The organism is Pseudacidovorax sp. DMC4, from assembly GCF_056314265.1.
Map to the genome: position 1 here is coordinate 291,346 of NZ_JBQUYR010000003.1, position 23,275 is coordinate 314,620.

Genomic DNA, 23,275 nt, shown 5'->3' on the forward strand with positions numbered 1-23,275 from the left:
TATGACGACTGAATCCATGAAACCCATCCAGGTCGGCCTGCTCGGCATCGGCACCGTGGGCAGCGGCACCTTCGAAGTGCTGCGCCGCAACCAGGAAGAGATCCGCCGCCGCGCCGGCCGCGGCATCGAGATCGCGATGGTGGCCGACCTCGACACCGAGCGTGCCCGACGCGTGGTGGGCGACGGCGTGAAGGTGGTGGGCGACGCCCGCGAGGTGATCGCCAATCCCGAGATCGACATCGTGATCGAGCTGATCGGCGGCTACGGCATCGCCAAGGCGCTGGTGCTCGAGGCCATCGCGGCCGGCAAGCACGTGGTCACCGCCAACAAGGCCCTGCTGGCCGTGCATGGCACCGAGATCTTCGCGGCCGCCCACCAGCGCGGCGTGATGGTGGCCTTCGAGGCCGCAGTGGCCGGCGGCATCCCGATCATCAAGGCGCTGCGCGAGGGCCTGACGGCCAACCGCATCGAGTGGATCGCCGGCATCATCAACGGCACCACCAACTTCATCCTGTCGGAGATGCGGGACAAGGGCCTGGACTTCGGCACCGTGCTCAAGGAAGCACAGCGCCTGGGCTATGCCGAGGCCGACCCCACCTTCGACATCGAAGGCGTGGACGCCGCCCACAAGCTCACGCTGATGAGTGCCATCGCCTTCGGCGTGCCTGTGCAGTTCGACAAGGCCTATGTCGAAGGCATCACGCAGCTGGCCGCGCAGGACATCAAGTACGCCGAGCAACTGGGTTACCGCATCAAGCTGCTGGGCGTGACGCGCCGGACGGCCAAGGGCATCGAGCTGCGCGTGCACCCCACCCTGGTGCCGACCAAGCGGCTGCTGGCCAATGTGGAGGGCGCCATGAACGCCGTGGTCGTGCACGGCGACGCCGTCGGTACCACGCTGTACTACGGCAAGGGCGCGGGCAGCGAGCCCACGGCCAGCGCCGTGATCGCCGACCTGGTGGACATCACCCGCCTGCATTCGGCCGACGTGCAGCACCGCGTGCCGTACCTCGCCTTCCATCCGCAGTCGATGAGCGACCTGCCCGTGCTGCCCATGAGCGAGGTCACCAGCAGCTACTACCTGCGCCTGCGCGTCGCCGACCAGGCCGGCGTGCTCGCCAAGGTGACGGGCCTGCTGGCCACCGCTGGCATCAGCATCGACGCCGTGCTGCAGCGCGAGGCTGAAGATGTGGGCGGGGAAGGTTCGACCGACACCGACCTGATCATCCTGACGCACGACGCGCGTGAAGGCGCCGTCGACAGCGTGATCGCCGAGCTGCAGGCGCTGCCCACGGTGCTGGCGCCGGTGGTGCGCCTGCGCAAGGAAGAGCTGCGCTGACCACGACGCGATGAACTACCTCTCCACCCGAGGCGACCCGACGCCCCGCAAGTTCTGCGAGATCCTGCTCGAAGGCCTGGCCCCCGACGGCGGCCTGTACCTGCCCGAGCGCTATCCGCAGGTCGATGCCACCATGCTGGCGCGCTGGCGCACGCTGGCCTACCACGAACTGGCCTTCGAGATCCTGTCGCTCTACATCGACGACATCCCGGCCGACGACCTGCGCACCCTGTGCGCGAAGACGTATACCGAAGAGGTCTTCGGCACGGCCGACATCACGCCGCTGCGCGAACTGGAAGACGGCGTCTACCTTGAAGGGCTGTCCAACGGCCCCACGCTCGCCTTCAAGGACATGGCGATGCAACTGCTGGGCAATCTGTTCGAGTACGAACTGGGTCGCCGCGGCGAACAACTGAACATCCTGGGCGCGACCAGCGGCGACACCGGCAGCGCGGCCGAGTACGCCATGAAGGGCAAGAGGGGCGTGCGCGTCTTCATGACCTCGCCCGACGGCCGGATGAGCCCCTTTCAGCAGGCGCAGATGTTCAGCCTGCAGGACGCCAACATCCACAACATCGCCATCACCGGCGTGTTCGACGATTGCCAGGACATCGTCAAGGCGGTGAGCAACGACCTGGTCTTCAAGCGCCAATACCGCATCGGCACTGTCAACTCGATCAACTGGGCGCGGCTGCTGGCCCAGGTCGTCTACTACTTCAAAGGCTGGATCGAGGCCACGGGACCGCAGGGCGGCGAGGTGAGCTTCACCGTGCCTTCCGGCAACTTCGGCAACGTCTGCGCCGGCCACGTGGCACGCATGATGGGCCTGCCGATCCGCAAGCTGGTCGTGGCCACCAACGAGAACGACGTGCTCGACGAGTTCTTCCGCACCGGCGTCTACCGCGTGCGCGGCGCGGCCGACACGCACGAGACCTCCAGCCCGTCCATGGACATCAGCAAGGCCAGCAACTTCGAGCGCTTCGTCTTCGACCTGCTGGGCCGCGACGGTGCGCGCACCAAGGCGCTGTTCCAGGACGCGCTGGCGCGCGAAGGCCGCTTCGACCTGAGCGCCGACCCGGTCTTCGCCGATGCGGCGGGCCGCTTTGGCTTCCGCTCGGGCCGCAGCACGCATGCCGACCGCCTGGCCACCATCCGCGACACCGACGAGCGCTTCGCCGTGCTCATCGACACCCACACGGCCGATGGCCTGAAGGTGGCGCGCGAGCACATCGAGCCCGGCGTGCCGATGGTCGTGCTCGAGACGGCACTGCCCATCAAGTTCGCCGCCACCATCGTCGAGGCCCTGGGCCGTGAGCCCGAGCGGCCCGCCAGGTTCGAGGGCATCGAATCGCTGCCCAAGCGCGTGGTGCGGCTGCCGGCCGATGCCGAGCGGGTCAAGCGCTACATCGCCGAGCACTGCGCCGCATGAAGGTCGTGGTCTTTGCCGGCTACTCTGGGGCGGGCAAGACCACCCTGGTCGAGCGGGTGATCGCCGAGTTGCGCCAGGAGGGCCAGCGGGTGTCGGTCATCAAGCATGCCCACCACAAGTTCGACATCGACCATCCCGGCAAGGACAGCTGGCGCCATCGCCAGGCGGGCGCCTTCGAGGTGGTGGTCGCCTCCGACCGGCGCATGGCGCTGATGCGCGAATTCGAGCAGCCGACGGAGCCCGACGTGCACCACCTGCTGGCCGAACTGTGGGACGGCGTGGACTGGGTGCTGGTCGAAGGCTTCAAGCACTGCGACCTGCACAAGGTCGAGGTCATGCGCCGCATCGAGCCGGGCCAGGAACCGCGCCCGGCGCTCTATCCGCTGGACGATTCCGTCTGCGCCATCGCCACCGACACGACCGAGAACCTGCCCCAGCCCACCGGCCTGCCAGTCTTCGACCTGGACGATGCCGCGGGTGTGGCGCAGTGGCTGCTGCAGAGCGGCGAACGCTTCGTCTACCACCCCGAGCACCATGTCTGACGCAACCGCTGCCCCGGCGCCCGCTGCGCGCCGCCCGCTGATGCCCCTGGACGACGCCCTGGCCCGGCTGATGGCCCAGGCGCAGCCGCTGGCGGGCATCGAGGACTGCAACACCTTCGACGCCGATGGCCGCGTGCTGGCGCGTGACCTGGTCGCGGCGCTCACCGTGCCGCCGGCGGACAACAGCGCTATGGACGGCTATGCCGTGCGCGTGGCCGACTGCACCGCGCCGGGTGCCGAACTGCGGGTGGCGCAGCGCATCCCGGCCGGCAGCACCGGCGAGCCGCTCGCCGCCGACACGGCGGCGCGCATCTTCACCGGCGCGCCCATCCCGCCCGGTGCCGATGCCGTGGTCATGCAGGAAGACGCCGAGGCCCTGCCCGACGACGGCAGCCTGGGCCGGGTGCGCGTGACGACCGTGCCGCAGGCCGGGCAGTGGATCCGCCGTGCCGGCGAAGACGTCGAGCGCGGCAGCGTGGTGCTCGCCGCCGGCCAGCGCCTCACGCCGCAGGCCCTGGGCCTGGCCGCCAGCATCGGTTTCGCCAGCCTGCCGGTGCGCCGCCGGCCGCGCGTGGCGATGCTTTCCACCGGCGATGAGCTGGTCATGCCCGGCACCATCGCGCCCGAGGCCATGCCGCCCGGCGCCATCTACAACTCCAACCGCTTCTTCCTGCGCGCGCTGCTGCTGCGCATGGGGTGTGAGGTGCAGGACCTCGGGCTGGTGCCCGACCGGCTGGAGGCCACCATCGACGGCCTGCGCGCTGCGGCCTCGCAGAACGACCTGATCATCACCACCGGCGGCGTGTCGGTGGGGGAGGAAGACCATGTGAAGGCCGCCGTGCAGTCGCTCGGCACGCTGGAGCACTGGGCGCTGGCCATCAAGCCGGGCAAGCCGTTCGCGTACGGCACCATCGCGCGGCCGGCGCTCGAAGAGGGCGGCATCGAGCGATGCCATGTCTGCGGACTGCCGGGCAATCCGGTCTCCAGCTTCATGACCTTTCTGCTGCTGGTGCGGCCCTTCCTGATGGCGCTGCTGGGCGCCACCCAGGCCGTGCCGGCCGCGGTGCAGATGACGGCGGGCTTCGACTGGCCGCGGCCCGACCGGCGGCGCGAGTTCCTGCGCGCGCGCATCGGTGCAGACGGGCGGCTCGACCTCTTCGCCAACCAGAGCTCGGGCGTGCTGACGTCGACCGTCTGGGGCGACGGCGTGATCGACAACCCGGGCGGCCAGGCCATCGCCGCGGGCGACACGGTGCGCTTCATCCCCTTCGGCGCCTGGCTGGCATGACGAAGACGATCCGCGTCCGCTATTTCGCTTCGATCCGCGAGGCCCTGGGCACCGGCGAAGAAGCTGTCATTACACAGGCCGAGACGCTCGTCGCCCTGCGCGACGAACTCATCGCACGGGGTGGGCCGCATGCCGCCGCGCTGGCCCGCGGCCGCGCCGTGCGGCTGGCGCTGGACCAGGTGATGGCCAAGGACGACGCCGCGCTGCGCGACGGCGCCGAGGTCGCCTTCTTTCCGCCCGTGACAGGCGGCTAGGGTCGGGGAACGGCCCCTGGGCGTCTGCCGCGGTCCTCTGCGTCGTCGGCCCGGCGATGCTGTGTCCCGATGATGCTGATCGACCTCAGCCGCCGCTGGACAGCGCCGCATCCAACGCCAGCAGGCGCGCCGTCAACGCCCCACCGGCGCTGGTCATCGGTGCGCGCAACTCACCGGCCATCTCGGCACGGCCGCTCAGCACCGCCTTGATCGGCGCCGGGTTGGGTGCCTCGAACAGCCCCTCGATCAGCGGCAGCAGCGGCTGCCACAGCGCCCGGGCCTCCAGCAGCCGGCCCTGGCGCAGCAGCGTGATGACGCGGGCCAGCCGTGCCGTCTGCACATGGGCGCAGGCTGCGATGGCGCCGCAGCCGCCTTCGGCGACGGTGGGGAAGATCTGGGCGTCCTCGCCCGCCAGCACCTGCAGCCGGCCGTCGGCGATCAGGGCGCGGGTCTTGCCGAAGTCCCCGCCGCAGTCCTTGATGCCGACGATGCGCGGGTGGGCGGCCAGGGCCAGCAGCGTGTCGCGGGCCAGCGTGCTGCCCGTGCGATATGGGATGTCGTAGACGAGCACCGGCACCGGGCTGGCATCGGCCAGTTGCTGGAACCAGTCGAGCAGGCCGGCCTGCGAAGGGCGGATGTACAGCGGTGCGGGCAGCAGCACGCCGGCCAGGTCTGCACCGACGAGTGCGCGCAGCCGCTGGGCGGTGTCGCCCAGGTGGTAGCCGGAGATGCCGAGCACCCGACGCACGCCGGGTGCCACGTCGGCAACAGTGGCCAGCACGGCCTGCTGCTCCGCATCGCCCAGGGACGCGGCTTCGCCGGTGGAGCCGCAGACCACGAAGCCGGCGATCGGCTCGGCGGCCAGGCGCAGGGCCAGCGCTGCCAGGGCCGCATGGTCCACGGCCCCGTCACGGAAGGGCGTGACGAGCGGCACCCAGAGGCCGGAGAAGTCGCGGCTCGGCGAAACATGGGGCGATGCGCCGACGGCGTCCGATGCCGGATCGGTGGAGAGGCGGGGGGAGAAAGAGGACACGCGTTTTCCTTGAACAACAGGCTTCGACCGACGACGAGGCCGTCGGCGGATGCAGGCAACAGGGGAAACGCAAGGGCGGCTGCTGCCGCCCGGAGGCTGCCGTGTCGCTCATCCGACGACGGCAGCCGCAGCTCCGGTCAGATGAGCTGGACTTTCTTGGCTTTGGCCGCAGCCGCCGGCTGCATGACGACCGCCTGGGCGCGATGCCGGGCGGAGAGCGTGTGCAGGAAGCGGGTGGCCATGGGGCGCGAGTGTAGCGACCCCGAGCCCGCCCGAGCCCGCCCGCGCCTGCCCGGGGCCAGCCACAGCGGCCGCGGACATCGGGCGCGGCAGAATGGGCGGATGACTGCCCCATCGCGTGTTCGCATCCAGACCGAGGACTTCGACCTGACCACCGAGGTGGCCCTGCTGCGTGCGGGCAATGCCGGCGTCGGCGCCGTGTGCGCCTTCATCGGCACCGTGCGCGACCACAGCGAGGGCGCCACTGTGGCGGCCATGGAGCTGGAGCACTATCCCGGCATGACCGAATCGTCCATCGAGGCCATGATCGACGAGGCGCATCGGCGCTTCGACATCCTCGGCGCACGGGTGGTGCACCGGGTCGGCCCGCTGCAGCCGACGGACCAGATCATGATGGTGGCGGTGGTCTCGGCCCACCGGGGCCAGAGCTTCGAGGCCTGCGAGTTCCTGATGGACTACCTCAAGACCCAGGCGCCGTTCTGGAAGAAGGAGTCGACGCCCGATGGTGCCCGCTGGGTCGACGCACGGGTGAGCGACGACCGGGCGTTGGCGCGGTGGGGGCTGGACCTGCCGAACGCCTGAGCGCCACGCGGGCGTCGGTCGTGCAACGGACCGGCCCGGCTCGCCTGTCCGCGTCCACGCCTCTCAGGAGCCGTCCTGCAGCCGCCGCCAGGAGATGCGGCGGGTGCCGGCCGCGGTGGTGGAGGTGGGCACCGTCGTGATCTTCACTGCGCCGGTCGAGTCCTTGGTGGTGGCCACGATCCGGCCCGACGGCGTGATCGAGAGCGTCGCCGCGCTCGACACGCCGGCGCTCGACAGCAGCGCCCCCACGTTGGTGGTCCCCGTCACCGCCAGGCCGGTGGCGAAGTTCACGTAGTTGATGAAGCTCGAGCCGCCCGTGGTGCAGGCGCCTGCATTGCTGGGCGTGTTCGACACGTAGACCAGCGTGCCCGCGTACAGGATCGGATCCACATCCACCCGCTCGCCGGAGCGCGGCAGGTCGGCATACCAGCCGTTCATCGTGCGGAAGTCCATCGTCGTGTTCGCCAAGCTGCTGGCCGTGCGCGTGCCGGCGTTGTCGGTCAGCGTGATCGGCATGAAGCAGTTGGTGGTGGAACCCGTGGTGCAGGCGTTGGTGCGCGGCGTGTTGAACAGGGCGCTGGTGCTCGTGGTCAGCGGGTCCTTGATGGCGTACATGGTCTGCGCCTGCGTGGTGGTGACGTCGGTCACGCCCAGGTAGGCGCCAGTGCCGACGAAGACCACGTGCTGCCCGGCCGCCAGGCCCAGTTCGGGCGTGGTCGTGACGGGTTGGCGGGTGTTGGCGGCATCGGTCAGCACGGCCAGAAGCTGCACGGGCGCGGTGCCGCCGCTGGCGGTCAGGCTCCGCAGGTCGAAGCGCCAGAGATTGCCGTAGAGGTCGCCGCCGTAGACCTGCGTGGCGGTGTTGTCGACGGTGCTGTCTGTCCAGGCGCTGATCTGCGACAGGCCGCTGGGACAGGGCGCTGCCGAGCAGCCGGTGACCGTGCCGGTGCCGCTGGTGCCCAGGCCGTTGCCGATCTTCTTGATGAGCGCGCCGGTCACGGCGTTGAGCACCCAGATCGTGCCCTGGCCACTGCCGGGCGACAGGTTGTTGTAGCCCGAGCTGACGATGGCGACCCAGGTGCCGTCCGACAGCTTGGTCACCACCGGTGCACCGTAGGTGAAGCCCACGTCGTCGTCGCGGCGGCTGGTGGGCAGCACGCTGCTGCTGCCGAATTCCCACAGCACCGAGGGCGAGGCCGGGTTGGTCACGTCCAGTGCCCAATAGGCACGGCCGCCGCCGCCCAGCCCGCCCACCAGGATCGTGCGCCAACTGCCGCTGGCGTACACATCTGCCTGCGTGATCTGGCCATCGACGAAATAGCTGTGGTTGGCGGCGTAGTTCTTGTCGGCGAGCTTGTACAGGTTGGGCAGCAGCACGGAAGGGATGTAGGCCCAGGCCTCGGCGCCGGTGCCGGCATTGATGGCGTGCAGCATGCCGTCGTTGGCACCCACGTAGACCATGCCGGTGCGCGAGGCCTGGGCGGACTTGTAGGCCGCGTAGCCCGTGTCGGCATAGTTGCGGATGGGGGCCTGCACGTACACCGGCGCCGAGTTGACGATGTCGCCCAGCACATGCGTGCGCGAGCGGTAGTAGCGGGTGCGGGGCGTGCCCTCGTTGCTGCGGTCGCCGCGCAGGTAGTTGACGAGGTTGAGGCCGCCCGCGCCGGTGGTCGTGCCGGCCTGCGTGCTGTCCACCCGCTGGTCCGCCGGCAGGCAGCTGGTGCCGGCGGTGCACAGCTGCGACATCGACGAGATGGACGCGATCTGGAAGTAGCCCTGCATGGTGGTCGTGAGCGAACTCCAGTCGAAGCTCACGCGCGCGCTGTTGGCCGCGTCGTAGGTGAAGATGGTGCGGGCGGTGTAGGCCGTGTTGTCCAGCAGCGGCGCCGTGGTGAGGGCGCCGGAGTTGCTCGCGCAGTCGCTGCCCGCGCCCGAGAGCGACCAATCGGGTGTGGTGCCGGTTGCGCCCGTGGTGGCATCCACGGGGTAGCGTGCCAGGTCGCCGAACCACTTGCCGGAGCAGAAGGTCGCCGAGTAGGTGTAGCTGCTGGTGCTGGTGCTCAGCACCTGGGCGCTCTGCGCCACGGCCGCCGAGCTGGCGGTGGTGGCGTCCACCGTGTTCAGGAAGTTGCTCAGTCCGGCCTTGATGTCGGCGGCGTTGGCGGCGCTGTAGTAGGTGCCGCGGCCGTTGACGGCGGCGTGCCAGAGGTCGTCGATGGCCGTCTGCGTGTCGCCCACCGGCGCGGGCCAGGTGCAGCGGCCCGAGCTTTGCCAGATGCAGGTGCCGGCGGTCTGGGTGCTGCTGCTCGTGAGCGTGCCGTTGGCCACGGCGAAGTAATCGCCGCTGGTGGCGTTGGCGTAGTCCGGGTCGTAGAGCATGAAGCCCGAGGCCCCCAGCCCGATGGTGGACGTAACCATGTTCTGCAACTTGTTGGAATAGGCATTGCTCGAGACGTCGGTGCCGGCGCTGTTGGTGGTGTTGCCGAAGGCCGAGGCGCGCAGGTCGGTGACGTAGTAGTACTCGGCCACGTCGGCCAGAGTGTCGGCGATGGCATTGCCGTCGAGGAAGGGGCGCGACTCGGCGCCGTCCCGGTCGCCGATGGCGCCGCCTGTGACGGTCACCCCCAACTGGCCGGTGGCGGTCGAGGCGTTCCAGTAGCCGTCGGTGGACAGCAGCGTGTAGTTGCGCTGGCAGGCGTACTGCATCGGGTCGGTGGTGGTCACGCCGTTGATGCTGCTCACCTTGGCCGCGTAGTACTGCCCGGCCTGCGACAGCGCGAAGCGCAGCGGCGTGCCGCCGCCGGGCAGGGCGGTGGTCAGGCGGCTGTACCACAGCTGCTTCTGCCCGCCGCTGCCCGCGTTGTTGTCCGCCACGTTCAGGAAGTTGGTGGTGCCGCTGCTGTTGTTGATGCTCATGTACCCCAGGCGGTAGTTGGCCGTCAGGGTGTTGAAGGCGATGCTGGTAGCGCTCTTCATGGCCTGCATCCGCGTGCGGTAGTACGCCCACCAGTTGGCGAAGTTGGTCATCTCCTCCGCGTAGGTGCAGGTGGTGGTGTTGGTGGTGCAGTCGGTGCGGGTGCTGGCGCGGGTCGTGGTGCCGGGGTAGGTGTAGCTGGCCGTGCTGGACGTGATCGTCGTCAGCAGGTTGCTGCCGGGCGTGCCGCCGCTGAAGGCGGTGGGCGTGACCGAGAAGGCCCCGGCGCGCGTGACCACCGGCGTGGCCGTCGTGCTGCCGTCCGGCGCCGTGACGGTCACCGTGCTGCCGCTGGCGCTCGCGCTGTAGCCGGCGGTCTGGCAGTTGCCGGTCGCGGCGTCCGTGCAGTTGTTGATGTTGCTGGCGATGCGGGAGGCCACGGTCGAGGTGCTGGTGCTGCCCGAGGTGGTGCCCGACAGGATCTCCAGGCCGTTGACCTTGATGCTGCTGACGGTGGTGTTGGTGAACAGCGTGAAGCCCGAGACGGAGATCGTGGCCGTGGCCGGCATGCCCGCAGGCCGCTCGAAGGTGTAGGTGGCCGGCGCACTGCTGCTGTCGATGCGCGAGGCCTGGCAGTTGGTCAGCGACGCCGAGGTGCACCAGCGCAGGTAGGCCGGAAAGGGGTAGGTCGTCGAGGGCGCGTTCTGCGTGTTGCAGGTGCGCAGGTTGGCAGCGGTGCAGTACTCGCCGGGCACGAAGGTGTAGTAGTAGGCCTGGCTGGTGAGGTTCTGTGTGCTGCCCGAGTTCGAGTTGGTGAAGAGGTTGGTGGTGCCGGTGTTCGGGATGTTGCTCGTCGACATGGCGCCGAAGCCGTCGTAGGGCACCCGCGTCCAGCTCGACGTGTTGGCCGCCGTCATGCTGGGATAGCTGCTGCCGTCGTAGTAGAGCGGCGGCGAGTAGGTGATGGCTGGGTCGTAGTACACGCCGTTGAAGCGGCTGTTGCGCACCAGCGGATCGTTGCCGGCATAGTCGCCCGCCCAGTCGGGCATGAAGTCCCACACCATGCTCCCGGAGTTGTCGAGCACGTACAGGATGTTGGGCTTGACCAGCGTGGCGCTCGATGTTTCCAGCGGGGCCGTGGCCAGGTCGGTCACCGCGCCGAGCGCCGGCGCCACCAGGCCGAGCGCCAGCAGGCCCAGTTGCACCCGCCAGCTGCGGGCGCGCGCGACGTGACGGCGAAGGGATGCATTCATAGCGCCACCATGGCTTGGATGAAGGAGATGGTGTTGCGCGGCCCCGCCACGCGCACGGTGATGCGGTAGTACACCTGGGCGTTGGTCGGAGGCGCCAGGCTGCCCGCCTTGCGGCTGCTGGAGGTGTCCAGCGCCAGCGGCGACGCGCTGCAGCCGTTGGTGCTGGAGGCATCGCCGGCCGTGCTGCACATGCGCTGGATCAGGTAGGCGGGGGTGTTGCCCGCACTGTCCTGCGCGGGGCTCAGCGTGACGGCGGTGTAGCCGGCCGCGACGAGGGTGTTCCAGACGGTGGTCCAGGTCTGGCCGCTGGCCGGGTCGGTGCGCACCGCCGCATAGCCGGCGGCCTTCTGGTCGCAGGCGAGCACGGTGGTGCCGGTGCTGCAGGTGCCCAGGCCCGACACGCTGGCCTTGCCGGTGCTGTTCTCCAGCCACGCGATGGCCGCCTCGACGGCGCGGTCGGCCGACGTCGCGGCCGCTTGTTCGAAGGCGAGGTTGCCCGCGATGGTGGCCGAGGTGGAGACGGTGCGCATCAGGCCCAGGGCCGCCAGCGTCATGATGACCAGCGCCACCAGCGCGATCACCATGATGAAGCCGCGCTGGCCGCGGCGTGGCCGGCGCGTGCTCAGCATTTGACGTTGCCCCCCTGGTAGCTCTGCTGGTTGCCGTTCCAGATGATGTTGCGCAGCGGGATGCTCACCTCGATGGTCTTGTAGCGGTAGTGCTGCCATTCGCTGTTGCCGCTCAGGTCGATGGGGGCGGCCGTGGGCGTGACGGTGGTGAGGGCGGTGGTGGTGCTGGTGTTGGCCGTGGAACCCGACCAGGTCGGCGCTGCCGTGGTGACGAGCGCCTTGTCGTACTGCTGGCTGCGCGCCACCAGCGCCAGGCGCAGCCCGATCACGCGCAGCCAGCCGCAGTACAGCGGCACGGTGCCGCCGCTCGCCGGCGTCGTCTGGTCGAAGGTGTCGACCACGCCGTCCATGGCCGAGGCGGCCAGGCCGCTCGTGTCGCGCCCGTACTGCGCACGCAGGCTCACTACGTTGCTGGTGACCGGCACCCACACGGCGCTGTTCGACACGTTGCTGCTGCTGCCGCAGTTGTTGACCAGGTAGTCGCACATGGTCAGGTTGCCGTTGCGCACGGCAAAGGCATGGATGCTCGGCTGCGCGCCCAGGTTGTAGGCGCCGCTGTTCAGCGGCAGGCTGGCGGTGGCCGAGGTCAGCGTCAGGGCTGAGCCGGAGATCGCCGTCACCCGGCCCAGGCGCAGGGCGCAGGCCGAGCTGCTGTCGCGCGTGGTGCCGGCCGCCACCACCCAGTCACCGACGGCGAAGCTGGCCGGCGTGCTGACCGTGAGGCTGGTCGATGTGCTCACGGCCAGGGTCGCGTCGCCCTCGGACGGGCTGCCGGAGGCGCCGCCGATGACCAGCAGCGTGTCGGTGTTCGCGTCGCCCGCCGGCACCAGCGAGGTGGCGGGATTGACCGTCACGGGCGCCAGCGCGCCCAGCGTCACGGCCGCGCCATCGCCGGTCGTGGTGTAGCCCAGCGAGCAGCCCAGCAGCGTGTAGGCGCTCAGGCCCAGGCCGGCCTGTGTCAGCTCACGGCTGAGCAGGTGCGAGGCGAGGGCGCCGTTGATCTGCGCGTCGCCGCTGCTGCCGGCCAGCCGCTGCTGCGTGCTGGCGGAGGACAGCAACTGCAGGATCACCAGCACGGCGAACATGCCGATCAGGATGCCCACCATGATCTCGACCAGGCTGAAGCCGCGCTGGCGGCTGCGGCGCCCGGCGCTGGGGGCGGGGACGGTAGGACGCGTGGCGGTCATGGCTTCATCTGCGCCAGGGCGACGTACTGGTGGGCGGTGGCGTCGCCGGGCCCCTTCCAGAAGATGGTGATGGTGGCCAGGCTGGTACTGACGGGCGACGTGCCGCCACCGCTCACGGTGCTGAAGGTGACGGTGGGGGCCAGCGTGCTGCTGTCCGCCCCGGGCAGGCCCGCGTTGGTGACCGCGGCGCGCCAGCTGGCGTAGCCGGCGCCGTTGCCGCTGCTGCCGTAGTTGCCCTGCAGCGTGGCGGCGGTGCGGTCGCTCATCCACATGCGGCCGATCAGGTCGTTGGCCAGCATGGCCGCGGTGGTGCGGTACTCGGCACCCGAGGCTTGGCGCACGGCCGTGGCATAGAGGCCGGCGATGCCCAGCATGCCGATGGCGAAGATGGCCAGCGCGACCAGCACTTCGATGATGGTGGCGCCCTGCTGCGGCCGAGCGCAGCGGGCGCGGGTGTGCACCTGGGTCAGCATTTCATGGGGTCGTTGGTGGTGGTGCGGGTCAGGTCGCACAGGCGCGCGTCGCCGCTGACGCTCACGGCGATGCGCAGGCAGCGCACGTTGCCGCCCTGGGCGATGCAGCTGCCGCCGCTGCTGCCCAGGTCGACCGTGAACTGCGCCGGCGTCGCGACGGTAGGGTTGGTGGTGCCCGTCATGCGGCCCAGCGGATCGAAGGCGATCACGCCGCTGCCGCTGGCGGTCAGGGTGATGTCGCTGGTCGCATTGCTCACCACCGGACTCTTCTGGATCAGGAAGGGCGAGACGGTCGTGCTGATGGCGCCGGCGCAACCCGAGGCCGGCGACACGGAGGCGCCGGCGTTGCTCACCCAGAAGGGCCCGCTGGTGCTCAGCGCGCAGCCGTTGTCCAGGGTGGTCACGAGCTGGAAGCGCACGTTGGCATTGCGGCGGATGGCCTCGGCGCGCGCCTGCTGCAGCCCGGCGCGCAGCGACTCGGCCGTGGTGCGCACCCGGGCGTTGCGCATCCAGTCGCCGAAGGCGGGCACCGCGAGCGCCAGCAGGATGGCCAGCAGGGCCACGCCCACCATCAGCTCGATCAGGCTCATGCCCCCCGCGCCCCGCCGACGCCCCCGCTGCATCAGCAGATCCCGCCCTTGTTGGTGACCCAGCAGTTGTTGGGCGTGGCGGCCGTCCAGCCGGAGACGCCGGTGATGGTGCTCGTCTTGTTGCCGTCCTGGTCGACGGTGTAGGTGAAGCCAGCCATGCTGCCGGAGCCCGTGGCGGTGAGGGTGTAGGTGGTGGTCGAGCCGTTCGTGTTGGCCGCGCCCGGCGTGCAGCTCAGGCCGAAGTACTTCAGCGTGACCGCCGCCTGCATGGCGCCGCAGACCGTGGCGGAACCGGGCGCGGAGTAGGTCTTGGCGTCCTGGAACCATTGCTCCATGCGCCCCTGGTAGGCGGCGAGGTTCGAGGTGGCCTCGGGGATGCGCCCGCGGCGGACGTAGTCCGAGTAGGCGGGCAGGGCGATCGCCGCCAGGATGCCGACGATGGCCACGACGATCATCACCTCGATGAGGGTGAAGCCCGCCGACGCGGGGCGCCGTGGGCGGCCGGAGGAGGAGAGGGGGCAGTGCGAGGAGGTCACGTCAAGATTCTTCATATTGCAAACAAATGCAATATTCCTCGAACTTAACGTGGAGCCGGGCGGGTGTTAACGCTTTCGGTTGACGTTTATTAACATTTCCGACGAGCGGTTTTCAAGGCGCGACGAGTGGCACGGGCTGCGCTCGGCTTTGGCAGACGGGCGGGACACGTCCCCCGTGCATCGGTGGGCGTGCCCGGCAGCCCGCGGCCGTCCCGTCCGAGGGCGGACATGAAAAAGCCCCGGGACCGGAAGCCGCGGGGCAAGTGGGACGTCGGCCGCGCCAGGGCGGCCCACCGGCTCACTGGGGCTGGAAGCCGCTGTCCTTGATGATGCGTTCCCAGGTCTGGGTGTAGCTGCGGACGCGGCCGGCGAACTGGCCCTGCGGCTCGTAGTTCACATGCAGGCCCATGTCGACCAGCTTCTTCTTGGTCTCGGGCTGCGCCAGCACTTTCTGCAGCGCCGCGCTGAACTTGTCGATGACCGGCTGGGGCGTGCCCACGGGAGCGAAGACGCCATACCAGGGATAGTCGTCGAGGTTCTCGAAGCCCAGTTCTGTGAAGGTCGGCACCTGCGGCAGCAGCGGATCGCGCTTGGCGCCGATGGCGGCCACCACGCGGACCTTGCCGGTGCGCTGCAGTTCCATCAGGTCGGGCACGCCCGCGATGCCGGCGGCGATCTGGTTGCCCATCATGTCGGCCAGCAGGGGCGCGCCGCCGCGGTAGGGTGCGGCCTGCACGTCGATGCCGTACTTCTTGCCGATCAGCTGCGTCAGGAAGACCGGGATCGAACCCGGCGCGGGCACGCCGATGGAGTCCTTGCCGTCCTTCTTGGTCTTCACCCACTGGACGTATTCCTGGATCGTCTTGGCGGGCGTGCCGCCCGAGACGGCCAGCACGTTGGAGAAGGTGGCGATGCCGGCCACGGGCGTGAAGTCGGCCGCGGGGTTGAAGCCGGGGTTCTTGGTCACGGCCGGCAGGATCGAGATCGTGTGGTCGTGCGACACGAAGAAGACGTGGCCGTCGGCCGGCGCGGTCTTCAGGTACTGCGCGGCGATCTGTCCGCCCGCGCCGGCGCGGTTCTCCACCACCACGGGAGCGCCCAGCTCGTCCTTGAGCTTGTCGGCGATGGTGCGGGCCAGCGCGTCGGTGCCGGCACCGGCCGGGAAACCGACCAGCAGGCGGATCGGACCGGTCGACTGGGCCTGGGCCAGACCGGCGGCGACCAGCAGCGCGCCCAGTGCGAAGGTGCGGCGCATCAGGCCCGGACGAAAGACAGAAGGCAGGGACATGGGGCAGAACTCCGAGGAAAAAAGCGAGCGTACCCGCAACGGGGGCAGGGGACCGACTCGTTTGTTGAAGGAATGATCCATGGTTTCACCAATGGATCATGCGAGAGGTTTGAGCCAACGCAAGAGATGTGCCCGCGCTGGTCTTGAATCGTCCGCGGCCAGCCCAATCTCCCCGTCAACCCGGAGGTTTTTCACCACCATGCGCCAAGACAAACTCACCACCAAGTTCCAGGAAGCCCTGGTCGACGCCCAATCGCTCGCCCTGGGCAATGACAACGCCTACATCGAACCCGCCCACCTGCTGCTGGCCATGCTGCGCCAGAGCGACGGCCCGCGCCCGCTGCTGGAGCGCGCCGGCGTCAACGTGCCGGGCCTGAGCCAGGCGGCCGAGCAGGCCGTCAAGAACCTGCCGCAGGTGCAGGGCGGCGACGGCGTGCAGGTCGGCCCCGAACTCGGCCGCCTGCTTCAGGCCACCGAGAAGGAATCCATCAAGCGCGGCGACCAGTTCATCGCCAGCGAGCTCTACCTGCTGGCCGTGGCCGATGCCAAGGGCAGCGTGGGCGACATCGCCCGCCAGAACGGCCTGACGCGCAAGTCGCTCGAAGCGGCCATCGACGCCGTGCGCGGCGGGCAGTCGGTCAACAGCGCCGACGCCGAGGGCCAGCGCGAGGCCCTCAAGAAGTACACGCTGGACCTCACCGAGCGCGCCCGCATCGGCAAGCTCGACCCGGTGATCGGCCGCGACGAGGAGATCCGCCGCGCCATCCAGGTGCTGCAGCGCCGCAGCAAGAACAACCCCGTGCTGATCGGCGAGCCCGGCGTGGGCAAGACCGCCATCGTCGAAGGCCTGGCCCAGCGCATCGTGGCCGGCGAGGTGCCGGACTCGCTCAAGGGCAAGCGCGTGCTGTCGCTCGACCTGGCGGCGCTGCTGGCCGGCGCCAAGTTCCGCGGCGAGTTCGAAGAGCGGCTCAAGAACGTGCTCAACGAGCTGGCCAAGGAAGAAGGCCAGGTTATCGTCTTCATCGACGAGATCCACACCATGGTGGGCGCCGGCAAGGCCGAGGGCGCCATGGACGCGGGCAACATGCTCAAGCCCGCCCTGGCGCGCGGCGAGCTGCACTGCATCGGTGCCACCACGCTGGACGAATACCGCAAGTACATCGAGAAGGACGCCGCGCTGGAGCGCCGCTTCCAGAAGATCCTGGTGGGCGAGCCCAGCGTGGAGGACACCATCGCCATCCTGCGCGGCCTGCAGGAGAAGTACGAGGTGCACCACGGCGTGGAGATCACCGACGCGGCCATCGTCGCGGCGGCCGAGCTGTCCAACCGCTACATCACCGACCGCTTCCTGCCCGACAAGGCCATCGACCTGATCGACGAGGCCGCGGCCAAGATCAAGATCGAGATCGACTCCAAGCCCGAGCAGATGGACCGGCTGGACCGGCGCCTGATCCAGCTCAAGATCGAGCGCGAGGCCATGAAGAAGGAGACCGACGAGGCCTCCATGCGCCGGCTCGAACTGCTCGACCAGGAAGTGGCCAAGGTGCAGAAGGAATATTCCGACCTCGAAGAGATCTGGAAGTCCGAGAAGGCCGCGGCCCAGGGCTCGGCCCAGATCAAGGAAGAGATCGACAAGCTGCGCTTCCAGATCGAGGAATCGACCCGCAAGGGCGACTTCAACAAGGTCGCCGAGATCCAGTACGGCCGCCTGCCGGAGCTGGAGAAGCGCCTGAAGGAAGCGCAGGCCAAGGAGGCCGGCGCCGACGGCAAGGGCAGTGGCAACCGCCTGCTGCGCACCGAAGTGGGCGCGGAAGAGATTGCGGAAGTGGTGTCGCGCTCGACCGGCATCCCCGTGTCCAAGATGATGCAGGGCGAGCGCGAGAAGCTGCTGCGCATGGAAGACAAGCTGCACGAGCGCGTGGTGGGCCAGGACGAGGCCATCACCGCCGTGGCCAATGCCATCCGGCGCTCGCGCTCGGGCCTGTCGGACCCCAACCGGCCGACCGGCTCCTTCCTCTTCCTGGGCCCCACGGGCGTGGGCAAGACCGAGCTGTGCAAGGCGCTGGCGGGCTTCCTCTTCGACAGCGAGGACCACCTGATCCGCATCGACATGAGCGAGTTCATGGAGAAGCATTCAGTGAGCCGGCTGATCGGCGCGCCCCCCGGCTACGTGGGCTACGACGAAGGCGGCTACCTCACCGAGGCCGTGCGCCGCAAGCCCTACAGCGTGGTGCTGCTGGACGAGATGGAGAAGGCCCATCCGGACGTGTTCAACATCCTGCTGCAGGTGCTGGACGACGGCCGCCTGACCGACGGCCAGGGCCGCACCGTGGACTTCAAGAACACGGTGATCGTGATGACCAGCAACATCGGCTCGCCCATCATCCAGGCGATGGCGGGGCGCGACCAGCAGGAGGTGAAGGACGCGGTGTGGGACGAACTGCGCAACCACTTCCGCCCCGAGTTCCTGAACCGGATCGACGAGACGGTGGTGTTCCACGGCCTGGACGCGAAGAACATCGAGGCCATCGCCGCCATCCAGCTGCAGGTGCTCAAGGCACGCCTGGCCAAGCTGGAGATCGGCCTGGACGTGGCGCCGGCCGCGCTGGCCGAAGTGGCCAAGGTCGGCTTCGACCCGGTGTTCGGTGCGCGGCCGCTCAAGCGGGCGATCCAGCAGCGCATCGAAAACCCGCTGTCGAAGCTGCTGCTGGAAGGCCGCTTCGGGCCGAAGGACGAAGTGCGCGTCACCGTGGACCCGATCCGCGAGCCGGGCGCCTTCCACTTCGCCAAAGCGGGCGAGAGCGCCGAGGCGGCTGCCTGATCGCAGCGCCTGGCGTCCCCACGAGGCCTGCGCCCTTTGAAGGCGCAGGCCTTCGTGCTTCTGCGCCCTGCGCGCACGCGGGTTTCCTGCCGCTTCTTTTCAATTCGTATCGATGCGGAACCCCTGGGTGCCGCCTTCGCCTAAGCTTTCATGATGAACTTCCTGATCCGAATCGTCCTCGTGCTCATCGGCCTCGTGTTTGCGGCGAGCCTCGCCGTGGCAGCGCTGCTGCTGGCGGCCGTGCTGATGGTTCGGAGCCTGTGGGCGCGGCTGACGGGTAAACCGGTGTCGCCTCTGGGGGCGGCGGTGTTCGGCAGCCGCTTCGATCCGCGGGCCGGCTTCGAGCGCTTCCGCGCCGCGGCCGAGGCCCGCAAGCCCGAGCGCACCGCGGCCGACGAGATGGCTGCGCGGGCCCGCGGCGAGCTGGTGCCTGCCGGCCGTCGCGGCTTCAACGCCGACGTGAGCGACGTCAGCGCCCGTCCGGTCGGCCGCGACGACTGAGCATTCTTGCGGGCGTGCGGCCCGCCGCCGGGGCGTGCTAGAAACGCCCGCATGACCACCGCGCTTCCTCCCATTACCGAACTGCGCCGGCGCATCGCTGGCGGCGCCCTGACGCACACGTCGCTGGTCGAGCAGGTGCTCGAAGGCGCCTTGGCGCCGGCCGCCGGTCACGTCTTCACCCGCCTCTATCCCGACGCCGCGCGGGCGGCCGCGCACCATGCCGATGCCATGCAGGCCGCCGGCGTGCCGATGCCCCCGCTGGCCGGGCTGCCGGTGTCGATCAAGGACCTGTACGACGTGGCCGGCGAGGTCACGCTGGCCGGCTCGGTGGCCTGCCAGGGCGAGCCGCCAGCCACCCGCGATGCAGCGGCAGTGGCCAGGCTGCGGCTTCAGGGCGCCGCCATCGTCGGCAAGACCAACATGACCGAGTTCGCCTTCTCCGGCGTGGGCATCAATCCGCACTACGGCACGCCGCGCAATCCGGCGGATGCGCAGGTGGCGCGCATTCCCGGCGGCTCCTCCAGCGGCGCGGCGGTGTCGGTGGCGCTTGGGCTGTCGGTGGGCGCGCTGGGCTCGGACACTGGCGGTTCGATCCGCATCCCGGCCGCGTTGTGTGGGCTGGTGGGCTTCAAGAGCACGCAGTCGCGCACGCCGCGCGACGGAGCCTTCGAGCTGGCGCGGTCACTGGACACCGTCTGCGCCATGGCGCGCACGGTCGAGGACTGCCTGACCCTGGACGCCGCCCTCGCCGACACGCCGCTCGTCGTGCATCGGCGCGACAGCGTGGCAGGGCTGCGCTTCGCCGTGCCTGCGTCGCTCATGTTCGATGGCGTCGAGCCCGCGGTGGCACGCGCCTTCGACCAGGCGCTGTCGCGCCTGTCGGCTGCAGGCGCGCTTGTGACGGAATTGCCGCTGAATGAATTGACCGAGATCTCCCGCATCAACGCGCCCGGGGGCTTTTCGCCGGTGGAGGCCGCGGCGGTGCACCGCCGCCGCATCGGCGCCCGGCGTGCCGAGTACGACCCCCGCGTGGCGGCCCGCATCGACCTGGGCATGTCGGTGGGCGCGGCCGACTACATCGCCATGCAGGACGCGCGCCGCGACTGGATCGTGCGCATGGAGGCGGCCGTGCAGGGCTTCGACGCACTGGTCTGCCCGACCGTGCCGATCACCGCGCCGGCCATCGACGAACTGCTGGCCAGCGACGAGGCCTTCTTCAAGGCGAATGGCCTGCTGCTGCGCAACACCTTCGCCATCAACTTCCTCGACGGCTGCGCCTTCAGCCTGCCCTGCCAGGCGCCGGGCGAATTGCCGGTGGGGCTGATGCTGGCCTCGGTGCGCGGCGACGACGCGCGGCTGGCGGCGGCCGCGCTGGCGGTGGAGGCCGTGCTGGCTCAGCCTTGAGCCAGGCCCGCCCTCACTTCAGCCATTTTTCGGCGGCTTGCTTGAGCGCTCCGCGCGTCTCCATCTGGTCCCAGACGAAGTTCATCACGCGCAGGTAGTCGGCGTCATCGGCCGGCAGCATGAAGCCCAGCTTGCTCGGCGGCGTCAACGGCGCGTCGATGAAGGCCGCATGCAGGCGCGGATCGGCCTTGGCGTAGACCAGGGCCTCGTAGGTCTCGGTGATCATGACGTCGCCCTTGCCCTCGGCGATCAGCGCGGGGATCTCGGCGTTCTTCTCGTGCGTGCTGACCTGGGCCGCCTTGAGGTTCTCCAGCACGAAGGCCTCGTTGGTGCCGCCGGGGTTCTTGATGACGCGCACACCGGGCTGGTTGAGCGATTCGAGCGTGGTGAACCTGGCCTTGTCGGCCGCGCGCACCAGCGCCACCTTGCCGAAGGGCGCATAGCCCGGGAGCATCGCCACCACGCGCATGCGCGCCACGTTGCGGGTGATGCCGCCCACAGCCAGGTCGTACTTGTCGGCCTGCATGTCCTTGAGCAGGTTGGGCCAGGTGGTGGGCACCCATTCGATGCGCACGCCCAGTTCCTTGGCCATGCGCTCGACCAGGTCGATGTCGTGGCCCGAATAGCCGCTGTCGGTCTTGATGGCGAAGGGCCGGTAGTCGCCCGGCGTGCCGACGCGCAGCACCTTGGTGTCCAGCACGCGGTCCAGGCGCGGGCCGGCGTGGGCGGTCGAGATCAGGGTGAGGCCGGCCACCAGGGCGGTGGCCGCGAAGGAGAAGAAACGACGGGTGAGCATGGGCGGTGGCTCTTTGGGGAAGTGGAAGTGCGCGCATTGTGCGGCGCTCCCGCCGCGCGCCGCAGGAGCCCGTCCCTAGAATCCGGCGGCCCGCGCGTGCATCGCCGGCAGCGGGCGTCCTTCATCGGAGACAAACGAGCATGAGTGACGACACCTCCCCCCTGCTGCTCTCGCGCGAAGGCGCGGTGGCCATCCTCCGCTTCAACCGGCCCCAGGCGCTCAATGCCATCGACGTGTCCATGGCCCAGGCCTTCCTGGCGGCCGTGCGGGGGTTGGCCGCCGATCCGGGCGTGCGAGCCCTGCTGCTGTGCGGCGAGGGCAAGGGCTTCATGGCGGGCGGCGACCTGGCGGTGCTGTCGGCCGATCCGCAGGGCGGCGCCGCCGCGTTGATCGGGCCGCTGCACGAGGCCCTGCAACTGCTCGCCACGCTCGACCTGCCCGTCATCGCCCAGGTGCATGGGGTGGCGGCCGGTGCGGGCCTCAGCCTGATGCTGCAGGCCGACTTCGTGCTCGCCGCCAAGGGCACCCGCTTCAACCTCGCCTACGTCAACATCGGCGCCAGCTGCGACGTCGGCGCGTCGTGGGCACTGCCCCGCTGGGTGGGCCTGCGCCGTGCGCTGGAGATCGCCCTGCTGGGCGACATGCTCGACGCGGAGGCTGCCGAGCGCATGGGCCTGATCAACCGCGTCGTCGCTGCCGACGCCCTGCCGGCCGAGGCCCTGGCGCTGGCGCAGCGGCTGGCCGCCGGCCCCACCCGGGCGCTGGGCCAGCTGCGGCGTCTCCTGCGCGGCAGCGTGGAGCGCGATCTTCCGGCACAGTTGGCGGCCGAGGAGGCCGCCTTCCAGGCCTGTGCCGCCACGGCCGATTTCCGCGAGGGCGTCGACGCCTTCTTCGCGCGGCGCAAGCCCGCCTTCCAGGGCCGCTGATCGCGGCACCGCTCCCTTTTCACGACGAGGACCTCACCATGACCCCACGCGACATCTACGTCGTCGGCACCGCTCGCACGGCCATCGGCACCTTCGGCGGCGCGCTCAAGGACGTGCCCAACACCCAGCTCGCCACCACCGCCGTGAAGGCCGCTCTCACGCGCAGCGGCGTGGCGCCGGACGCCATCGGTCATGTGGTGATGGGCAACGTGATTCCCACCGACACCAAGGATGCGTACCTCAGCCGCGTGGCCGCCATCGATGCCGGCTGCCCCATCGAGACGCCGGCCTTCAACGTCAACCGGCTGTGCGGCTCGGGCCTGCAGGCCATCATCTCGGCGGCGCAGGCCATCGCGCTGGGCGACTGCGACATCGCCATCGGCGCCGGCTCCGAGTCGATGAGCCGCGGCCCCTACTTCGACACCGCCGCCCGCTACGGCGCCCGCATGGGCGACGTGCAACTGGTGGACTACATGCTGGGCATCCTGCACGACCCCTGGCAGAAGATCCACATGGGCATCACGGCCGAGAACGTGGCCGAGCGCCACGGCATCACGCGCGAGCAGCAGGACGCGCTGGCCGCCGAGAGCCATCGGCGCGCGGCCGCGGCAATCGCTGCCGGTCGGTTCAAGGACCAGATCGTCCCGGTCGAGATCAAGACCCGCAAGGGCGTGGTGGTCTTCGACACCGACGAGCATGTCAAGGCGTCCACCACCGTCGAGGTGCTGGCCGGCATGAAGCCCGCCTTCAAGAAGGAGGGCGGCACGGTCACGGCCGGCAACGCCTCGGGCATCAACGACGGGGCCGGCGCGGTGGTGCTGGCCGAGGGCGAGCGCGTCAAGGCGCTGGGGCTCAAGCCGCTGGCGCGCCTGGTGGGTTATGCCCATGCAGGCGTGGAGCCGGCCTACATGGGCATCGGCCCGGTGCCGGCCACGCGCAAGGTGCTGGCACGCACCGGCCTGAAGGTGAGTGACCTGGACGTCATCGAGTCCAACGAGGCCTTCGCCGCCCAGGCCTGCGCCGTGATGAAGGAGCTGGACTTCGACCCGGCCAAGGTCAACCCCAACGGCTCGGGCATTTCGCTGGGTCATCCGGTGGGTGCGACGGGTGCCATCATCACCGTCAAGGCACTGGCCGAGCTGCACCGGGTGCAGGGCCGCTATGCGCTGGTGACCATGTGCATCGGCGGTGGCCAGGGCATCGCCGCGATCTTCGAGCGCGTGTGAGAGACGCCCGCGTGGCCGCTTCCA

At 69.8% G+C, this 23,275-nt stretch carries 20 protein-coding genes; 11 read left to right on the forward strand and 9 right to left on the reverse strand.

The window, feature by feature from the left end:
• The first annotated feature begins 16 nt into the window (after positions 1 to 16).
• From ACT54X_RS07905 to moaD, 5 genes are read left to right on the forward strand one after another with little or no spacing between them, the layout of a single operon-like run.
• On the forward strand, positions 17 to 1,339 hold the full coding sequence (locus tag ACT54X_RS07905) for a homoserine dehydrogenase (protein WP_476345860.1): 1,323 nt from the start codon (positions 17 to 19) through the stop codon (positions 1,337 to 1,339).
• Positions 1,340 to 1,349: 10 nt separating this feature from the next.
• Positions 1,350 to 2,768, forward strand: a complete 1,419-nt coding sequence (thrC, locus tag ACT54X_RS07910; protein WP_476345862.1) for a threonine synthase — start codon at positions 1,350 to 1,352, stop codon at positions 2,766 to 2,768.
• Positions 2,765 to 3,310 carry a molybdopterin-guanine dinucleotide biosynthesis protein B gene (gene mobB, locus ACT54X_RS07915; protein WP_476345864.1) on the forward strand — a complete coding sequence of 182 codons (546 nt, stop codon included), beginning with the start codon at positions 2,765 to 2,767 and terminating at the stop codon, positions 3,308 to 3,310. The genes thrC and mobB overlap by 4 nt, the downstream gene beginning before the upstream one ends.
• Entirely contained in the window at positions 3,303 to 4,598 is a 1,296-nt protein-coding gene (locus ACT54X_RS07920) for a molybdopterin molybdotransferase MoeA (protein ID WP_476345866.1), read from the forward strand. The genes mobB and ACT54X_RS07920 overlap by 8 nt, the downstream gene beginning before the upstream one ends.
• Complete coding sequence (moaD, locus tag ACT54X_RS07925) at positions 4,595 to 4,852, forward strand: molybdopterin converting factor subunit 1 (protein ID WP_476345868.1); 258 nt, start codon at positions 4,595 to 4,597, stop codon at positions 4,850 to 4,852. The genes ACT54X_RS07920 and moaD overlap by 4 nt, the downstream gene beginning before the upstream one ends.
• 85 nt (positions 4,853 to 4,937) lie before the next feature.
• Here the strand turns inward: moaD and ACT54X_RS07930 are convergent, their stop codons facing one another.
• Entirely contained in the window at positions 4,938 to 5,885 is a 948-nt protein-coding gene (locus ACT54X_RS07930) for a dihydrodipicolinate synthase family protein (protein WP_476345869.1), read from the reverse strand.
• Between the two features lie 342 nt (positions 5,886 to 6,227).
• On the opposite strand from ACT54X_RS07930, the gene ACT54X_RS07935 reads away from it, so the two are divergent.
• Complete coding sequence (locus tag ACT54X_RS07935) at positions 6,228 to 6,707, forward strand: molybdenum cofactor biosynthesis protein MoaE (RefSeq protein ID WP_354319629.1); 480 nt, start codon at positions 6,228 to 6,230, stop codon at positions 6,705 to 6,707.
• Positions 6,708 to 6,770: 63 nt separating this feature from the next.
• On the opposite strand, the gene ACT54X_RS07940 is transcribed toward ACT54X_RS07935, so the two are convergent.
• The 7 genes from ACT54X_RS07940 to ACT54X_RS07970 form a co-directional block, all read right to left on the reverse strand.
• Positions 6,771 to 10,874: a pilus assembly protein gene (locus ACT54X_RS07940; RefSeq protein ID WP_476345870.1), complete on the reverse strand. Its 4,104-nt coding sequence runs from the start codon at positions 10,872 to 10,874 to the stop codon at positions 6,771 to 6,773.
• Entirely contained in the window at positions 10,871 to 11,503 is a 633-nt protein-coding gene (locus ACT54X_RS07945; protein WP_476345871.1) for a pilus assembly PilX family protein, read from the reverse strand. The genes ACT54X_RS07940 and ACT54X_RS07945 overlap by 4 nt, the downstream gene beginning before the upstream one ends.
• Positions 11,497 to 12,690, reverse strand: coding sequence for a PilW family protein (locus tag ACT54X_RS07950; RefSeq protein WP_354319631.1), 1,194 nt, complete (start codon positions 12,688 to 12,690; stop codon positions 11,497 to 11,499). The genes ACT54X_RS07945 and ACT54X_RS07950 overlap by 7 nt, the downstream gene beginning before the upstream one ends.
• Entirely contained in the window at positions 12,687 to 13,163 is a 477-nt protein-coding gene (gene pilV, locus ACT54X_RS07955; protein ID WP_476345873.1) for a type IV pilus modification protein PilV, read from the reverse strand. Before pilV ends, ACT54X_RS07950 begins: the two co-directional genes overlap by 4 nt.
• Positions 13,157 to 13,786 (reverse strand): GspH/FimT family pseudopilin, encoded by a 630-nt coding sequence (locus tag ACT54X_RS07960; RefSeq protein WP_354319633.1) that lies wholly within the window; start codon positions 13,784 to 13,786, stop codon positions 13,157 to 13,159. The genes pilV and ACT54X_RS07960 overlap by 7 nt, the downstream gene beginning before the upstream one ends.
• Positions 13,786 to 14,289 carry a type IV pilin protein gene (locus ACT54X_RS07965; RefSeq protein WP_295378945.1) on the reverse strand — a complete coding sequence of 168 codons (504 nt, stop codon included), beginning with the start codon at positions 14,287 to 14,289 and terminating at the stop codon, positions 13,786 to 13,788. Before ACT54X_RS07965 ends, ACT54X_RS07960 begins: the two co-directional genes overlap by 1 nt.
• Positions 14,290 to 14,587: 298 nt before the next feature.
• Positions 14,588 to 15,544, reverse strand: coding sequence for a Bug family tripartite tricarboxylate transporter substrate binding protein (locus ACT54X_RS07970; protein ID WP_294371838.1), 957 nt, complete (start codon positions 15,542 to 15,544; stop codon positions 14,588 to 14,590).
• 232 nt (positions 15,545 to 15,776) lie between these two features.
• Here ACT54X_RS07970 and clpB point away from each other — a divergent pair, with 232 nt between their 5' ends.
• The 3 genes from clpB (at position 15,777) to ACT54X_RS07985 (ending at position 20,303) form a co-directional block, all read left to right on the forward strand.
• Positions 15,777 to 18,398 (forward strand): ATP-dependent chaperone ClpB, encoded by a 2,622-nt coding sequence (clpB, locus tag ACT54X_RS07975; RefSeq protein ID WP_294371700.1) that lies wholly within the window; start codon positions 15,777 to 15,779, stop codon positions 18,396 to 18,398.
• Between the two features lie 153 nt (positions 18,399 to 18,551).
• Positions 18,552 to 18,899 (forward strand): hypothetical protein, encoded by a 348-nt coding sequence (locus tag ACT54X_RS07980; protein ID WP_234197022.1) that lies wholly within the window; start codon positions 18,552 to 18,554, stop codon positions 18,897 to 18,899.
• Between the two features lie 51 nt (positions 18,900 to 18,950).
• Positions 18,951 to 20,303, forward strand: a complete 1,353-nt coding sequence (locus tag ACT54X_RS07985; RefSeq protein WP_476345876.1) for an amidase — start codon at positions 18,951 to 18,953, stop codon at positions 20,301 to 20,303.
• Between the two features lie 13 nt (positions 20,304 to 20,316).
• Here ACT54X_RS07985 and ACT54X_RS07990 read toward each other — a convergent pair whose 3' ends face one another.
• Positions 20,317 to 21,099 carry a transporter substrate-binding domain-containing protein gene (locus tag ACT54X_RS07990; RefSeq protein WP_476345878.1) on the reverse strand — a complete coding sequence of 261 codons (783 nt, stop codon included), beginning with the start codon at positions 21,097 to 21,099 and terminating at the stop codon, positions 20,317 to 20,319.
• A gap of 140 nt (positions 21,100 to 21,239) precedes the next feature.
• Between ACT54X_RS07990 and ACT54X_RS07995 the strand changes: the two genes are divergently transcribed.
• Both ACT54X_RS07995 and ACT54X_RS08000 read left to right on the forward strand, forming a co-directional pair.
• Positions 21,240 to 22,025, forward strand: coding sequence for an enoyl-CoA hydratase/isomerase family protein (locus tag ACT54X_RS07995; protein ID WP_476345880.1), 786 nt, complete (start codon positions 21,240 to 21,242; stop codon positions 22,023 to 22,025).
• Positions 22,026 to 22,063: 38 nt separating this feature from the next.
• Positions 22,064 to 23,251 carry an acetyl-CoA C-acyltransferase family protein gene (locus ACT54X_RS08000; protein ID WP_294371685.1) on the forward strand — a complete coding sequence of 396 codons (1,188 nt, stop codon included), beginning with the start codon at positions 22,064 to 22,066 and terminating at the stop codon, positions 23,249 to 23,251.
• Positions 23,252 to 23,275: the final 24 nt, after the last annotated feature.

What these genes read in the sequence shown, in the direction of transcription:
- ACT54X_RS07905 (WP_476345860.1), top strand. Translation starts at nt 17, where the DNA reads ATGAAACCCATCCAGGTCGGCCTGCTCGGCATCGGCACCGTGGGCAGC.
- thrC (WP_476345862.1), top strand. Translation starts at nt 1,350, where the DNA reads ATGAACTACCTCTCCACCCGAGGCGACCCGACGCCCCGCAAGTTCTGC.
- mobB (WP_476345864.1), top strand. Translation starts at nt 2,765, where the DNA reads ATGAAGGTCGTGGTCTTTGCCGGCTACTCTGGGGCGGGCAAGACCACC.
- ACT54X_RS07920 (WP_476345866.1), top strand. Translation starts at nt 3,303, where the DNA reads ATGTCTGACGCAACCGCTGCCCCGGCGCCCGCTGCGCGCCGCCCGCTG.
- moaD (WP_476345868.1), top strand. Translation starts at nt 4,595, where the DNA reads ATGACGAAGACGATCCGCGTCCGCTATTTCGCTTCGATCCGCGAGGCC.
- ACT54X_RS07935 (WP_354319629.1), top strand. Translation starts at nt 6,228, where the DNA reads ATGACTGCCCCATCGCGTGTTCGCATCCAGACCGAGGACTTCGACCTG.
- ACT54X_RS07940 (WP_476345870.1), bottom strand. Translation starts at nt 10,874, where the DNA reads ATGAATGCATCCCTTCGCCGTCACGTCGCGCGCGCCCGCAGCTGGCGG.
- ACT54X_RS07945 (WP_476345871.1), bottom strand. Translation starts at nt 11,503, where the DNA reads ATGCTGAGCACGCGCCGGCCACGCCGCGGCCAGCGCGGCTTCATCATG.
- ACT54X_RS07950 (WP_354319631.1), bottom strand. Translation starts at nt 12,690, where the DNA reads ATGACCGCCACGCGTCCTACCGTCCCCGCCCCCAGCGCCGGGCGCCGC.
- pilV (WP_476345873.1), bottom strand. Translation starts at nt 13,163, where the DNA reads ATGCTGACCCAGGTGCACACCCGCGCCCGCTGCGCTCGGCCGCAGCAG.
- ACT54X_RS07960 (WP_354319633.1), bottom strand. Translation starts at nt 13,786, where the DNA reads ATGCAGCGGGGGCGTCGGCGGGGCGCGGGGGGCATGAGCCTGATCGAG.
- ACT54X_RS07970 (WP_294371838.1), bottom strand. Translation starts at nt 15,544, where the DNA reads ATGCGCCGCACCTTCGCACTGGGCGCGCTGCTGGTCGCCGCCGGTCTG.
- clpB (WP_294371700.1), top strand. Translation starts at nt 15,777, where the DNA reads ATGCGCCAAGACAAACTCACCACCAAGTTCCAGGAAGCCCTGGTCGAC.
- ACT54X_RS07980 (WP_234197022.1), top strand. Translation starts at nt 18,552, where the DNA reads ATGAACTTCCTGATCCGAATCGTCCTCGTGCTCATCGGCCTCGTGTTT.
- ACT54X_RS07985 (WP_476345876.1), top strand. Translation starts at nt 18,951, where the DNA reads ATGACCACCGCGCTTCCTCCCATTACCGAACTGCGCCGGCGCATCGCT.
- ACT54X_RS07990 (WP_476345878.1), bottom strand. Translation starts at nt 21,099, where the DNA reads ATGCTCACCCGTCGTTTCTTCTCCTTCGCGGCCACCGCCCTGGTGGCC.
- ACT54X_RS07995 (WP_476345880.1), top strand. Translation starts at nt 21,240, where the DNA reads ATGAGTGACGACACCTCCCCCCTGCTGCTCTCGCGCGAAGGCGCGGTG.
- ACT54X_RS08000 (WP_294371685.1), top strand. Translation starts at nt 22,064, where the DNA reads ATGACCCCACGCGACATCTACGTCGTCGGCACCGCTCGCACGGCCATC.